The organism is Paenibacillus sp. FSL W7-1287 (assembly GCF_038004245.1).
GTDB lineage: Bacteria > Bacillota > Bacilli > Paenibacillales > Paenibacillaceae > Pristimantibacillus > Pristimantibacillus camelliae.
In genome coordinates this window covers 3,055,279-3,069,165 of the sequence record NZ_JBBORD010000001.1, presented here as the reverse complement: position 1 = coordinate 3,069,165, position 13,887 = coordinate 3,055,279, and the positions used below count along the sequence as shown (strand labels likewise).

At 42.0% G+C, this 13,887-nt stretch carries 12 protein-coding genes; 8 read left to right on the top strand and 4 right to left on the bottom strand.

What is annotated here, in order from left to right:
• Positions 1-26 precede the first annotated feature (26 nt).
• The 3 genes from NSQ99_RS13955 (at position 27) to NSQ99_RS13945 (ending at position 3,142) form a co-directional block, all read left to right on the top strand.
• Positions 27-764, top strand: coding sequence for a tRNA threonylcarbamoyladenosine dehydratase (locus NSQ99_RS13955; RefSeq protein WP_251665863.1), 738 nt, complete (start codon positions 27-29; stop codon positions 762-764).
• Positions 765-957: 193 nt separating this feature from the next.
• Entirely contained in the window at positions 958-1,737 is a 780-nt protein-coding gene (locus tag NSQ99_RS13950; protein ID WP_340837296.1) for a class I SAM-dependent methyltransferase, read from the top strand.
• An 88-nt stretch (positions 1,738-1,825) separates the two neighbouring features.
• Complete coding sequence (locus NSQ99_RS13945; RefSeq protein WP_340837294.1) at positions 1,826-3,142, top strand: replication-associated recombination protein A; 1,317 nt, start codon at positions 1,826-1,828, stop codon at positions 3,140-3,142.
• A gap of 209 nt (positions 3,143-3,351) precedes the next feature.
• Here NSQ99_RS13945 and NSQ99_RS13940 read toward each other — a convergent pair whose 3' ends face one another.
• Both NSQ99_RS13940 and NSQ99_RS13935 read right to left on the bottom strand, forming a co-directional pair.
• Complete coding sequence (locus NSQ99_RS13940; RefSeq protein ID WP_340837293.1) at positions 3,352-4,230, bottom strand: tetratricopeptide repeat protein; 879 nt, start codon at positions 4,228-4,230, stop codon at positions 3,352-3,354.
• A 27-nt stretch (positions 4,231-4,257) separates the two neighbouring features.
• Entirely contained in the window at positions 4,258-5,220 is a 963-nt protein-coding gene (locus NSQ99_RS13935) for an ATP-binding protein (protein ID WP_340837291.1), read from the bottom strand.
• Between the two features lie 310 nt (positions 5,221-5,530).
• On the opposite strand from NSQ99_RS13935, the gene NSQ99_RS13930 reads away from it, so the two are divergent.
• The 5 genes from NSQ99_RS13930 (at position 5,531) to NSQ99_RS13910 (ending at position 12,030) form a co-directional block, all read left to right on the top strand.
• Positions 5,531-6,418 (top strand): AraC family transcriptional regulator, encoded by an 888-nt coding sequence (locus NSQ99_RS13930; protein WP_340837289.1) that lies wholly within the window; start codon positions 5,531-5,533, stop codon positions 6,416-6,418.
• A gap of 59 nt (positions 6,419-6,477) precedes the next feature.
• Positions 6,478-7,716, top strand: a complete 1,239-nt coding sequence (locus NSQ99_RS13925) for an ABC transporter substrate-binding protein (RefSeq protein ID WP_445670552.1) — start codon at positions 6,478-6,480, stop codon at positions 7,714-7,716.
• Between the two features lie 64 nt (positions 7,717-7,780).
• Entirely contained in the window at positions 7,781-8,689 is a 909-nt protein-coding gene (locus tag NSQ99_RS13920) for a carbohydrate ABC transporter permease (protein ID WP_340837287.1), read from the top strand.
• Positions 8,686-9,507, top strand: a complete 822-nt coding sequence (locus NSQ99_RS13915) for a carbohydrate ABC transporter permease (RefSeq protein ID WP_340837285.1) — start codon at positions 8,686-8,688, stop codon at positions 9,505-9,507. Before NSQ99_RS13920 ends, NSQ99_RS13915 begins: the two co-directional genes overlap by 4 nt.
• A gap of 36 nt (positions 9,508-9,543) precedes the next feature.
• On the top strand, positions 9,544-12,030 hold the full coding sequence (locus NSQ99_RS13910) for a glycoside hydrolase family 31 protein (protein WP_340837283.1): 2,487 nt from the start codon (positions 9,544-9,546) through the stop codon (positions 12,028-12,030).
• Between the two features lie 67 nt (positions 12,031-12,097).
• Here NSQ99_RS13910 and NSQ99_RS13905 read toward each other — a convergent pair whose 3' ends face one another.
• Positions 12,098-13,156, bottom strand: coding sequence for a copper resistance D family protein (locus NSQ99_RS13905; protein ID WP_340837281.1), 1,059 nt, complete (start codon positions 13,154-13,156; stop codon positions 12,098-12,100).
• Between the two features lie 49 nt (positions 13,157-13,205).
• Positions 13,206-13,829: a copper resistance CopC family protein gene (locus tag NSQ99_RS13900; protein WP_251665853.1), complete on the bottom strand. Its 624-nt coding sequence runs from the start codon at positions 13,827-13,829 to the stop codon at positions 13,206-13,208.
• Positions 13,830-13,887: the final 58 nt, after the last annotated feature.

Below are 13,887 nucleotides of genomic sequence, written 5' to 3'. Positions count from 1 at the left end.
GAACCTAAAGGAGGCAGTACAGCAGCATGCTTCATCAATTTTCTCGAACAGAGCTTGCGATCGGTCCTGAAGGACTGGAGAAGATGAAAAATAGCACGGTTGCGGTTCTAGGCATTGGAGGCGTAGGTACCTTTGCCGCTGAAGCATTAGCAAGAACAGGAGTTGGCCGCATCATATTGGTGGATAAGGATGTTGTGGATATTACGAATATTAATCGTCAAATTCATGCTCTTACGACTACAATTGGTCAACCTAAAGCGGATCTAATGCGTGACCGAATTAAGCTAATTAATCCAGAATGCGACGCGATTGCACTACGCATGTTCTATACGGAAGAAACGTACGAAAAGTTCTTTGAACAAAAGCTTGATTACGTCGTTGACGCTTCCGATACGATCATTTATAAGGTGCACTTAATCAAAGAGTGCTTGAAGCGTAATATTCCGATTATTTCTAGCATGGGTGCGGCTAATAAAATGGACCCGACTCGCTTTAGAATAGCGGATATTTCTAAAACGCATACGGATCCCATTGCACGTGTGGTACGTACAAAGCTTCGTAAGGACGGCATTAAAAAGGGCGTTAAGGTTGTGTTTTCTGATGAAGATCCAATCAAACCGCGCGAGGATGTAACGCAGCGCATCGTGCCTGAGAATGCGCCAGAAATTCGTAAAGCGCAGCAGCCGCCAGCGAGTACTGCCTTTGTACCGAGTGTAGCAGGACTTGTTATGGCAAGCGCAGTAATTAATGACTTATTGAAATAAGTCATTAACAGCGAGCAGTTAAGCAGTAACAGTAATAACTTAAGAACGAATGGAATGTAATAAAAAGGACTATTTAAGCGAGGGAACTTCAGCTTGAATAGTCCTTTTCTACTCCAGCTATCATTGGATGATTGACGGAGTAGAAGGTATCTAGCATCATTCTACATAACATCATTTCAAGGAGGTTTCTAATATGCAGTCTAACGAACGATTTTCTGGACGCTCCAAGCAATATGTGAAGTACCGTCCTAGCTATCCGCCACAGGTCATTAGTCATTTAATGAATACCGTTGGCTGGACAGAGCAAATGCGTGTTGCTGATATTGGGGCTGGGACAGGGATATTTACAAAGCTGCTGCTAGATGAAGGGGTTAACGTAATTGCTGTAGAGCCGAATGAAGAGATGCGACAAGCGCTTAATGAGCAACTGCATGTATACGTTAGCGATCAAAAGGTGCACGCAAACATGCTGCTTGTAACGGCCGGTTCCGCTGAAAGTACAGAACTTGAGGATCAAAGTGTGGATGGTATTGTATGTGCGCAATCATTTCATTGGTTTGACCAAAAGCGTGCTCGTACCGAGTTTATACGAGTACTAAAACCGCAGGCGAACGTTGTGCTGCTATGGAATCAGCGGGATGTAGATGCCTCTGAATTTGTTCGTGATTACGAGTCGCTATTTTTACGATATGGTGAGCAGTATGATCAAGTAAAGCATAAGCAAATGAGCGTTAAAGCGCTAAGCTCCTTTTACGACAGCGAGCCGCAGCTAGTTAGCTACTACAACGAGCAGCCGCTCACTTATGAACAGCTCGTTGGCAGAATTCAATCCTCCTCTTTCAGCATCTCTGAGCACGATGTCCGCTACGATGCGTTTATGAATGATATTGAAGCATTGTTTCAGCGACATGAGCAGGGAGGAGTCGTTAAGATGATCTATCGAACAGATGTATATTGGGGCAGGATGAGATAGACCTTTATAGAATATGAACTAAAGGGATAAGAACGAATGTACGTTTATGCTATAATAGACATAATTACTTGAATAGGTTGTGTTTAGCATGGATTTATTTTCATTGGAAGATGAGCAGCAGCCTAATATTGAGCATAAGCTGCTTGCAGATCGAATTAGGCCTCAAACATTAGATGAATATATTGGGCAGGAGCATATCGTTGGTCCTGGAAAGCTACTAAGAAGAGCAATTGAAAGCGATCAGATCAGCTCAATCCTTCTGTATGGACCGCCAGGCTGCGGGAAAACGACGCTCGCGAACATTATTTCACAGCATACGAAGGGTGAATTTGTAAGACTGAATGCAGTGGATGCATCCGTTAAAGACGTCAGAGAAGTGATAGAGCGTGCTAAAAATAATAAAGCGCTCTACGGTAAAAAGACGATTCTGTTTCTTGATGAGGTACATCGCTTCAATACGTCACGCCAGGATGCGCTTTTACCTGCGGTGGAGCAAGGGATCATTATCTTTATTGGAGCGACGACAGAAAATCCATTTCATCATGTGAATGGAGCCTTAATGTCACGCTCAACGCTGTTTCAGCTGGAGCCATTAGAGCCTAAGCATACAATGCTAGCGATGGAGCGAGCGCTGTCTGATTCCGTTCGCGGTCTAGGCTTTATGAAGCTAAATGTGGATCAGGAAGCGCTAGAGCATTTTGCACTGATGGCAGGTGGAGACATTCGTAGAGCGCTTAATGCGCTGGAGCTTGCAGCAGTAACGACGAGCTCTAGCAGTGATGGAACCGTTCACGTTACACTTGAAATTGCCCAGGAATCGATTCGTAAACGGACGATTCGGGCAGATACGTCGATGCAGTATGATGTATTGTCCGCTTTTCATAAAAGCGTTCGCGGTTCAAGCGATGCTGCGCTTTATTGGTTTTTCTATGCAGTGGAAAAGCTGGGAATGGACCCGATGACGTTTCTAAGACGTCTAATCGTAGCCTGCAGCGAAGATATTGGTCTAGCAAACCCGCAAGCGATGGTACAGGCGGTTACCGCTATGGACGCTTATCATAAGATTGGCTGGCCAGAAGCGAAGTACAATATTGCACAAGCGATTCTATTCGCTGTAGAAAGTCCGAAGTCTAATGCAACGGCGGTTGCGATTGGCAAAGCGTATAGCATGATCGAGCAGTTTGGTGTAGACGAAGTTCCGCATCATTTGCGTGATACCCACTATAAGGGAGCGGAGCAGCTTGGACATAAAGGCTACAAGTATCCACACGACTACCCTAACCACTATGTGAAGCAGCAGTACCTGCCTGAACGAATCGCACATGTCGAGCTCTACCAAGCGACAGAGCAAGGAGCCGAAGCGAAAATTGCGATCAATCAAGAGAAGAGAAGAAGGCAGAAGTAGGCTGCTATTAGGTTACCGTGGTATTCGATTAAAAGAAATTCGACAATAACAGCGATGGGAACACCTGCATCCCGCAACGGCAGCACGCAGTCAGCAAGTTAAACATTAAACTAAAGTAAACGAAAAGCTGCTCCAACACTCAGACGAGTAATATGGAGCAGCTTTTTCTATAGATGCCAACGTACTAGCCGTAGGCGCTTCACTTCAGATTATTTATGCCGTCTAAACGTCCAGCCGAACACTTTAACGTGCACGAGCAGCTTGCTCAACCAGAAGGCTATTATATATAAAACAATAAAGACAACGACGAGCGGTCGAAACACAATCCAAGCTACGATCCAGCTTAAAAATACTTGCCATGGCTTCATACGACTAATCCACTTGCTAGGCGCTAAAAGGATGCGATAGAAGAAATAATTCTTCTGTAGTCCTTCTAGATATTCCTTTCGGATTTGCTCGTCAACTGGGTCCAGCTGAATTGCATTTTTTAGATAAAGAAGCTGAGCCTGATCATCACCTCGGCGATCAGCAGACCAGCTTAAATATAGATAAACGGTTTTGGATTCGGCATCACGCTTCAGCGCTTCCTTTTCCAGCTGCTTCGAAGCTTCCATATCTCCGAGAAGTGCTTCAATATAGCTTAAATTAGCTAAATAAAGCGCCTGCTCAGGATCAAGCTCAAGGGCAACTAATAGCTGCTGCTTGGCGGGCTCGTATTGATTACGAGTGAGCTTTCGATTAGCAAGTAAAAAGTAATATACTGCTTCATCTGGATCGAGCTGAATGGCTTGTTCGATCGTTGCATCAAACTGCTTCCAGTTCTCCGAATCGTAATAGCTTAATGTTTTAACATACCAGGCTTGCAAATTTTCTGGGTCACGACGCAGCGCTTCATCGCACCAATGAAGTGCATGATCATGTTCATCCTGACGGAAATAAATAAGAGCGATCAAAGAATAGGCTTCGGAATCGTCAGGATCCTCTTGAAGAAGTTTCATTGCTTCATCTAATGCTTCCTTATACCTCTTCCACTCCATAAGCTGATAGGCTCTAGATCGTGTCACATTATGGACCAGTTCAGTTACCATTGATGATTCCTCCTGCGTAAATATCCCTTATTTTAAGCCGTTGCTCTTCATATAGGCTAAGATGCCTTCATAATCACCATTAGGATCACTGAAGGTAGCATAGTTTTTAGCAGTAGAGAACCATTCTACGGTCGTTGCTTTCCGACGTTTAGCAGCTTGCAGCAGGTCAGTCTGCTCGATTGGTTGGATGCTGCCAGTTTCCAGTGTCCTCTCCAGTGCGCGTTCAACTGCATCACGTACGAGCTGTTCTAGGTCTGCTCCAGAAAAATGCTTTGTCTGTTTGGCGATTTGCTGTAGGTCAAGTTTACCGACAGGCTTACTGTCGAGCTTAAGCTTAAGGATTAGCTCGCGCTCTTGTTCAGCAGGAGGCTGTACAAACATCATATGATTAAACCGACCTGGACGACGTAGAGCCGAATCGAGATACCATGGCGTATTCGTAGCGCCAATAACGAATACACCGCTATTGAGCGCTTGAATTCCGTCTAGCTCCAGCAAAAGCTGATTGACCAGCATTCGGTCGTGATGCTGACGCATTTGGTTTCGGCTGCCTCCCATGGCGTCAAGCTCGTCTATGAAAATGACGCAGGGCTTGTTTTCACGTGCGCGTTCAAAAATATCATGCAGATTGACTTCACTTTGGCCAACATACATAGAAAGGATCGCTTGCAGCTCGATATGTAGAAAGTTTGCTTCAATCTCACCTGCAATCGATCTTGCTAAAAATGTTTTACCACAGCCAGGCGGTCCGTATAGTAAGATACTGCCACCGACATCTTTACCATAAGCCTCAAAAATCTCAGGCTGCTTGATCGGCAAAATAAAATTTAGATTGATTTTTTTCTTTACGTCCTCTAAGCCACCGACATCCTCGAAGGTTTCCTGTGGTTTTTCAGTTATGACAAGCTCTTGCTGATCCTGATCAAAGCGCATCAATTTGAGCTTATTGCGTCTGCGTTCACTTAATTCATCATGTCCATCAAAAGTCATTGAAGTTAATCCTCCATTCCAAACAAGCGATATCTTATGGTTTCATGATAGCCCATAATGTACTCGTTTGGTACTATTTGTTAATAAGTTAAGTTACTTGAAAAAGAATAGTGAAAACGAAAGAAATAGATAAATTAGATTGTAAACACTTACATTGTTGAAAATAGTGTTTCCTGATAATATTATTTTCAGCAATATTTGTTATGTACATAGCAATATAAGTAATTTTATAACTGAGTGATTATGATAATATCATCAGTGAAATTATTAAAAATCGTTATAATAGCAAGTTTTAGTAGAAGATAAGGAGGTGTTTTTAATTTCATTAATGATTCACACCCCTACGAATATTGCGCTTGAGAATAACCGCATATACGTACGTGCTCAAGCAGAAGATTGGCAGTATCAGTGGCCACTACATACACACCGAGGTTTAGAGGTTTATTATTTCATCCATGGTCAGGCAAATTATATTATCGGTGATAAGATTTATGAACTACTGCCTGGAGATATGCTTCTATTTCGAGGGGATGTCATTCATAGGGTAAATCCGAGCAATGAAATGAAATACATTAGGAGCTATATTAATTTTACAGTTTCATTTATAGAGAAAGAACTTCCAAATGAAATGTTCGATAAAATTATGGAAATGTTTGATAACCCTAGTGGCTTTCGGATTCATTGGTTACCCGAAGAAAGAGATGAAATAAGCAGATACTTTGCAACACTGGAAAACGAGAATAATAAAGAGTCTATCGGTTATAGCTATATGCTAAAATCGTTACTTGTTCAACTGTTAATCCACGTCTATCGAAAAAGCAAATATTTAATGGAAATCACACCCTCTGTAAAGCCTTCAAGCAGTCAATTAACGGTGCAGCGGATATTACAATATGTTAATCAAATGTATAGAAGCAATGAAAGCCTAGATGATATGGCAATACAGCTGCATTTAAGTAAATATTACATGTGTCATTGTTTTAAAGAGGTTACGGGCTATACGATTAACAACTATATTATGCGTAAGCGCATTGATGAGGCAAAGAGTCTATTGTTTGAAAGTGATGATACTATTTCTGAGATAGGCGAACAACTTGGATTTAATTCAACAATACACTTCAGCAGGACATTTAAACAATATGCAGGAATATCACCACAGTTTTTCCGAAAAAACACTGAACAACAAAAAAGGGGATGAACGCATTGATAATAAAATCAAAAGCAATCTATGTGCTATTAAGTATTCTAGTTATTGGTATGGTAGTATCTGCGTGTGGTAAAAATGAAAGCGCAAACAAGTCGGGTTCAACAACAAAAAAACAAGTTAAGCTAGATTTTGTATGGTTCTCTGATGGTAACGAAGGCGAAGTGATGAAAGAAATTATAGCGGATTATGAGGCAGAAAACAGTCATGTTGATATAGAACTGATCGAGGTGGCATACAGCGATTTATCCACAAAGCTAAAAACGATGATCAGTGGAGGCCAACCGCCTGCATTGGCACGTATTAGTACATCAGATATTGGATCGTTCTCCAATCAAGCTGTAGATTTAGCAGAAAAGCTGGGTGGGGTCGATGCATTCACCTCGCAATTTCTAGATTCGATTAAGCCTTATTATGTACTGGACAATAAAGTCGTGGCATCCCCAATGGATGTGACAGCTAACGGCATAATGTACAATAAGACGTTATTTAATCAGGCTGGTGTCCAGGTTCCGCAATCAGCAGATGACATCTGGACATGGGATGAGTTTAATACGGCGATTCAAACCGTATTAAATAATTCTGATGCGCAATTCGGATTAGCTTGGGATTTTACCCCTCATCGCTGGTCAACTCTTCTTTACCAATATGGTGGAAGCATGATTAATAGTGACGGAACTGCTGCTACGATTAATAATGAGGCTGGCGTTCAGGCTGTTGATTATTTCAAGAAAATGCATGACGATGGCGTAATTCCTACCTCGATTTGGCTAGGTGGAGAAAATCCTAACAACTTGTTCCGTACTGGAAAAGTTGCGGCCCATTTATCCGGTAACTGGATGATTAGCAATTATAAAGATATTACTGACTTTGAGTGGGGCGTAACGTATATGCCAATTGGTACGAATCGATCCTCTGTTCCAGGAGGAAAATTCGTGATGGCATTCCAAAAATCAGGTGTTGAGGATGAAGCTGCAGAGTTTATTCAGTATATATCCAGCAAAGAAATCAACTCAAAATTTAATGAAAAGTCTTTGTTTATGAGTCCGCGCAAGGATAGTGCTGAGCTTAATTATGAGTATGGCAAGGAAATGTTTGCGATTTTTGCTAATGAGTTGAGTAATACCATTCCAGCAGCTGCTGAGGATTGGTCCAAACAACAAATCGTGCCTAAATTCAGCAACGATCTGAAGGATGGATTGTCCGATGTCATCGCTGGAGGTAAAACATCACAAGCGATGCTAGATGACATTGCTGAGCTCATCAATGAGGCAATTGAAGACACGAAATAAGGATGAATAAAGGCATTGGGGCTGCTAGTGCAGCTCCAATGTTTCATACCTAGGAGGAATAGAAATGTCTACAGAGTCAATCGCAGTTCAGCAACAGCCTGTACAAAGGAGAAAAAGGAAGCTGCAGCTGGCACCTTATTTTTTTGTTTTGCCGAACTTATTGATCTTTACGATCTTTATTGTCGTTCCTACTATCCTTGGAGCTGTGTACTCATTACATGATTATGATGGTCTGAACCCTATGAAGTATATCGGGTTTGAAAATTATGTAGAGATTTTCTCAGATGATGCATTTTGGCTGACATTAGGTAAGACAGCTACCTATGCCGTAATAGTTGTACCATTGATTTATGCTTGTGCGCTAGGCATTGCAATTTTACTTGTACAACAAATTGTATTAAAAGGCTTTTTTCGCGCAATTTTCTATTGGCCGACCATGATTTCATTTATTATCGTAGGTCTAACATGGAGATGGATTTTCGGGGAATTAGGGATTATCAATGCAATTTTACAATTTTTGGACAAAAACACAGTTGGATTTTTATCGGATGCATTTTATTCGAAAGCAATTGTCATTATTGCAGCAGTATGGTCTAGACTTGGATTTTTCATGGTGATTTTTGTAGCGGGCTTGCTTGCTATTCCGAGAGACTATTATGAAGCGGCTCACCTAGACGGTGCATCTAAGCTAAAAGCTTTTTTTCATATAACAATGCCTTTGCTTAAGCCAACAACGTTGCTTGTTGTGATGCTTTGTACCATTGAAGCATTTAAGGCGTATCCCCTTATGTTTGCCCTTACTGGCGGAGGCCCGAATAAAGCAACAACTTATATCGTTCAATATATATATGAAACGGGATTTGCCAAGCAGGAGCTTGGTCTTGCCAGCGCGATGTCTGTTGTATTGTTTATCATTATAACGATCTTTACCGTATTGCAGTTCAAGCTGAGTAAAGGAGGAGAAAACGCATGACACAAACCTTTGCACAAAAGACTGTTGTTTATGTGCTATTAGTGCTATTGGCAGCCTTATGGTTGTTTCCTGTAATATGGATATTTCTTTCGTCCTTCAAAGATAATTCTGAGCTGTATCAATTTCCTCCTACGTTTTTTCCACAGCAGTTTACCTTTGAGCATTTTGTTAATGCATTTGAGAAGGGAAGCTTTGGACGATACTTTTTGAATAGCGCAATTGTGGCCGTGACATCTACACTATTACTGCTCATCATCAATTCGATGGCTGGCTTTGCACTTGCAAAATATCGATTCTGGGGAGGTACCTTTTTATTATTGGCGTTTATTTCGACACTTATGATACCGCTCGAGGTCATCATGATCCCCATATTTAAGGTGCTAAGCATGCTTGGGCTTTATAACTCATTGCTTGCGCTAATTATTCCTCCAGCAGCTACGCCAACCGGTGTGTTTTTGCTGCGTCAATATTTACTAAGCGTGCCTGATGAGCTATTAGAGGCGTCACGTATGGATGGAGCTAATGAATGGACGATTTACTGGAAGGTTGTTCTTCCATTATGCAAGCCTATTTTAGCAGCTTTAGCTATCTTCTCTTTTATGTGGAGATGGGATGATTTCCTATGGCCGCTAATCGGAATAAGCGATCCGAAAAAATATACGGTACAGTTGGCATTGTCCAATTTTATCGGGGAGTTCAATGTGGATTGGGGCAGCCTTCTGGCGATGTCAGTCATTACGATGATCCCTGTTTTAATCGTATTTTTAATATTTCAAAAGCAGCTGGTGAGCGGTATGGTTACTTCCGGAATGAAATAGATCATAGAACCAACAGAAAGAAAGAGGGGAACGACTTTGAAGATTAGCAGAAAGTTACTAACGATAACAGAGTGCATCGATTACATAGAACTCACGACAGATGCTGCGTTGTATCGTATTTATGCGATGAATGACGACATGTTTAGAATTCGTTGCAGCTTTGATCGTGAGTTTGCACCTGAAGCCTCCTATGCATTAGTTATGACAGCATGGGACGATGCAATGGACCACGTAATAAAAGACCGAAAGAAAATTACGGCGCTTTCATTAAAGATCGAAGAGCATGAGCATGATTATAGGTGCACTACGAAAAATCTCGTACTTAAAATCGTTAAGGAGCCTTTTGCTATTATATTTGAGGATCACGAAGGAGTGGTTCTTCACCAGGATGTTGGGAGTCGAAGTTATGTACAGGATGACTTGAATCGAATTTATCATTACTCAGTTTCTAGTGATGAAGATTATTATTACGGTTTTGGTGAAAAGAGCGGTTTACTTAATAAAAGAAATCGCAGGCTCCGTATGCAGAATGTCGATACACTAGGCTACAACTCAGAAAGCACAGACCCGTTGTATAAGCATATTCCATTTTATATTAAATTTAATGGAAAGAACCAAAGTGCCAGCGGAATGTTTTATCATAATACACATCAATCAACCTTCGACGTAGGTATGGAAAGAAGCGGATATTGGCCGAAATATACGTATTACAGCGCAGATGGAGGAGAGCTAGATTACTTTTTCATTCATGGACCTATGATAAAGCAAGTTGTTCAGCGATATACGGACTTAACAGGGAAAAGTATACTGACTCCGAAATTTTCACTTGGATACTTAGGCTCGACAATGTTTTACACGGAGCTAGAGGCTCATTCAGATCGAGCAATACTTGGTTTCTTAGAGCAATGTGAAGAGCAAGGAATTCCGTGTGACGGCTTTTTTATGTCATCAGGTTATACAACGGGGAAGGACGGTAAACGCTATGTTTTCAATTGGAACAAAGACCGTTTTCCTGATCCTGCACAGTTTGTTGAACAGTCGTCAAGTAAAGGCATTACGCTTTCTCCCAATATTAAGCCAGGCATGCTTACTACACATCCACTGTATGAGGAATTTTCTGAGCTCGGCCTATTTATTAAGGATGAGCATGCTCAAGCTCCAGTCATTGACCGTTATTGGGGAGGAGCCGCCTCATTTGTTGATTTTTCTAAACCTGCTGCACGAGAACGATGGAAGTCGCATATGAAGCAGCAATTGCTGAACTTTGGATTCACATCGATATGGAACGATAATAATGAGTATGAAATTCAGCAAACATCTGCTCAATGTGATTATGAAGGAGAAGGAAAGCCGATTTCCGCATTATCATCGGTCATGCCTAATCTTATGGCATTAACTGCAGTAGAAGCGATTGAGGAGAATAACGCATCCGTAAGACCGTATGTCATTAATCGTGCAGGTTATGCAGGTATTCAGCGATATGCTCAAACATGGGCAGGAGATAATTATACGAGCTGGCATAGCTTAAAATTCAATATCCCTTTAATATTAGGACTAGGTCTCTCAGGTGTTGCGAACCAAGGCTGTGATATTGGTGGTTTTTTTGGACCGGCTCCTGAACCAGAGCTGTTTGTACGATGGGTGCAGAACGGGATTTTCCAGCCACGCTTCTCCATTCATTCCTCCAACACAGATAACACAGTTACCGAGCCTTGGATGTATCCGAGCTATACACAGTATATCCGTGATGCAATCCAGCTTCGTTATCAGCTGATTCCATATTACTATTCATTGCTATATGAGGCTTCTGTAAGTGGAGCACCAATAATGCGGCCTCTTGTCTATGAGTTTCAAGATGACCCGCAAGTTTGGGAGGAAAGCTTTCAATTTATGATCGGCGCTTCTCTCCTCGTGGCAAATGTTGTAGAGCCTGAAGTACGAAAGCATAGCATATATTTACCTAGAGGAGCAAATTGGGTTGATTGGAGTACGAAGAAGCGATATGAGGGAGGACAGTATATTGAATTAGAAGTTACTCTATCTAGCATCCCCATGTTTATTCGCAGCGGTGGGATCATTCCGCTTGCAACTCAATTGCGCAATATACATCTGGATACGATCAAAAAACTGGTTGTACTTATCGAAGGTTCACAAGATGGATCATTTACTTATTACGATGACGATGGCGTTTCGAGTAGCTATAAAAATGAAAATTATTATAATTTAACCATAGACGTCGACGCAAAGGAAAATACGATCATCACGTTTACTGAAAAAGGATTGTACCATAGCCCGATTGAGGAGTTGGAAATTCAAGTTCTATGCTCTGATAACAGTCCTATTGCGATTGAGCTAGATGATGTGGTCATACCAAGGTTTTTAAATGAAGAAAAGTGGAAATGTAGTGACAAAGGTTGGTACTTCGATATTGAGTATAAGATGGCTTATATCAAGTACGTTCATCCTCGTTCAGATCATAAGCTGAAAGTGGATTTCTCAGTTAAGGATCTAATTTCGATTTAATATCAAAAGCAGCAGCACAGATTGTCACTGTGCTGCTGCTTTTTTACGTTATCATTCACTTTTTTATTCATAATAGGCTAGATTCAATCGGCTTTATACCGAACATAACAGCAAGATAAACAAATGTAACCAGCAAGATGCTGAGCAATATAATCCATATAATGCTGCGCTGTAGAAAAGCAGCTCGAATAGCATATAGCACTAACAGGGCAGCTGCAATCAGCAGCACACTACTTAGATTCCATTGCCATATCAGCTGTAAGTCAGGACTGAAGGACCCTTGGTAGATCGTAGTAAATAGCCAAGAGGGAGTTTCTGTCCGCAGCGTTTCCAGCACGTTGTGAGGCGGTGCTGTTTGTCCCATGATGGCAGTACTGCCAAGCACGAATAAAGCGATGATGCTCTCTATACGAAGCAGCTTTAGCTGTGATGGTAGTTTTCCTTCTCGAGCGAGTCGCGGATATACAAAGCCATTACTATACGCAAGCCATAGCAGCGGCAAAATGCTCGCATGCTTAATGAGCATTAGCTGGCCGTAATTTAACATAAGTGCATTGGTAGCCTGAGGTGTTGTGTAGGACATTAATGTAATGCCGGCAATGAGCGCTACGACAACACAAGTTATCGCTAGCGGAGAGAACCATTTCAGAAAGGAAGCCCAATGGTTATCATCAGTGGCAAACCAGCTTACGACGAACAAGATGCCAAGCCAGACGGCTACGGCTACAAAGTGTCCCGTATGTACGATGAGACCTTTGAAAGCGTCAAGTGAGGCAACGTGGCTGCCGTAGCCAAGCCAAAAGGTAAGCAGCAAGGTGAGCATAAGTGCGATCTTAGGCATATGCCTATCCTTGGCAAACACAGGGATGCCCACAATCATCGCGAGACCAGCAGCTCCGACTGCAGTCCATAGCCATGCCTCGCCGATTTGCAGATCCAGCAGAATGCTTTTCATCATAGCAGCATAACTAAGCTGGAAGGACTGTTTAAATTCTAAGGCGGTCAGATGAAGCGGGACATACGATAGAATTGGAATGGCGAGTATAGCAGAGAGGAGCAGCGCCTTTGGCACAACAATTGAAGGCTTATAACGCTGCGGCACAACCTGCATAACTGCATTTCCCATAACGATGGAAAAGCAGATATATAGTAAAAATTCTGATATATACTGCATACTACTTGCGCTTACGCATTGCAAAGGCAACGACTGCGATGATAATCAAACCAATTACGACATATGGCCATACGGCCGCGCTCTTCTCTGATGCAGGTGCAGCTTCTTCAGTCACATCAGTTGCGCTTGTGTCAGTGCTTGTTTCCGGGGTAGCTTCAGGTGATGGTTCAGCAGTTGGTTCTTCTGCAGTTTGCTCATCAATAGGCTCCTCAGTTGGCTCTGTCGCATCGGTATCCTGCTCCGTATTGCTTGCAGTTTCGGTTGGTTCAGGCTCAGCAGCTTGCACTGTAAAGGCTGTTGTGCCTTTAATTGCATGGCCATCAGCGCCGATTATGTTCCACTCAATGGAGTAGTTGCCATTGGCAAGTGTACCTTGCACCTCGCCACTCAATTCATTATCGTTTACTGAAATATTATCAACCTGCTGCTCTTCGCCGCTTTCATTAACAAGTGTAAATGTACTTACGGAAGAGATGCTCGTATTATACTTCAATGAAATTTGTGCAGGCGATTCGCTAAGCGTCTCTTGCTCTGCTGGAATCGATTCGGTTAATTTCGAATGAGCGAATGCTTGGACAGGCATTAAAACAAAAAGAATAACACATAACATTAATATTTTTTTCAACAGTAAATCCCCCTCAAATCATCATTCTCAAATGCATTATATCAAATGTTAGCACTTG

Coding starts and splice junctions, on each gene's coding strand:
- NSQ99_RS13920 (WP_340837287.1), top strand. CDS start 7,781: ATGTCTACAGAGTCAATCGCAGTTCAGCAACAGCCTGTACAAAGGAGA.
- NSQ99_RS13915 (WP_340837285.1), top strand. CDS start 8,686: ATGACACAAACCTTTGCACAAAAGACTGTTGTTTATGTGCTATTAGTG.
- NSQ99_RS13905 (WP_340837281.1), bottom strand. CDS start 13,156: ATGGGAAATGCAGTTATGCAGGTTGTGCCGCAGCGTTATAAGCCTTCA.
- NSQ99_RS13945 (WP_340837294.1), top strand. CDS start 1,826: ATGGATTTATTTTCATTGGAAGATGAGCAGCAGCCTAATATTGAGCAT.
- NSQ99_RS13955 (WP_251665863.1), top strand. CDS start 27: ATGCTTCATCAATTTTCTCGAACAGAGCTTGCGATCGGTCCTGAAGGA.
- NSQ99_RS13925 (WP_445670552.1), top strand. CDS start 6,478: ATGGTAGTATCTGCGTGTGGTAAAAATGAAAGCGCAAACAAGTCGGGT.
- NSQ99_RS13935 (WP_340837291.1), bottom strand. CDS start 5,220: ATGACTTTTGATGGACATGATGAATTAAGTGAACGCAGACGCAATAAG.
- NSQ99_RS13950 (WP_340837296.1), top strand. CDS start 958: ATGCAGTCTAACGAACGATTTTCTGGACGCTCCAAGCAATATGTGAAG.
- NSQ99_RS13940 (WP_340837293.1), bottom strand. CDS start 4,230: ATGGTAACTGAACTGGTCCATAATGTGACACGATCTAGAGCCTATCAG.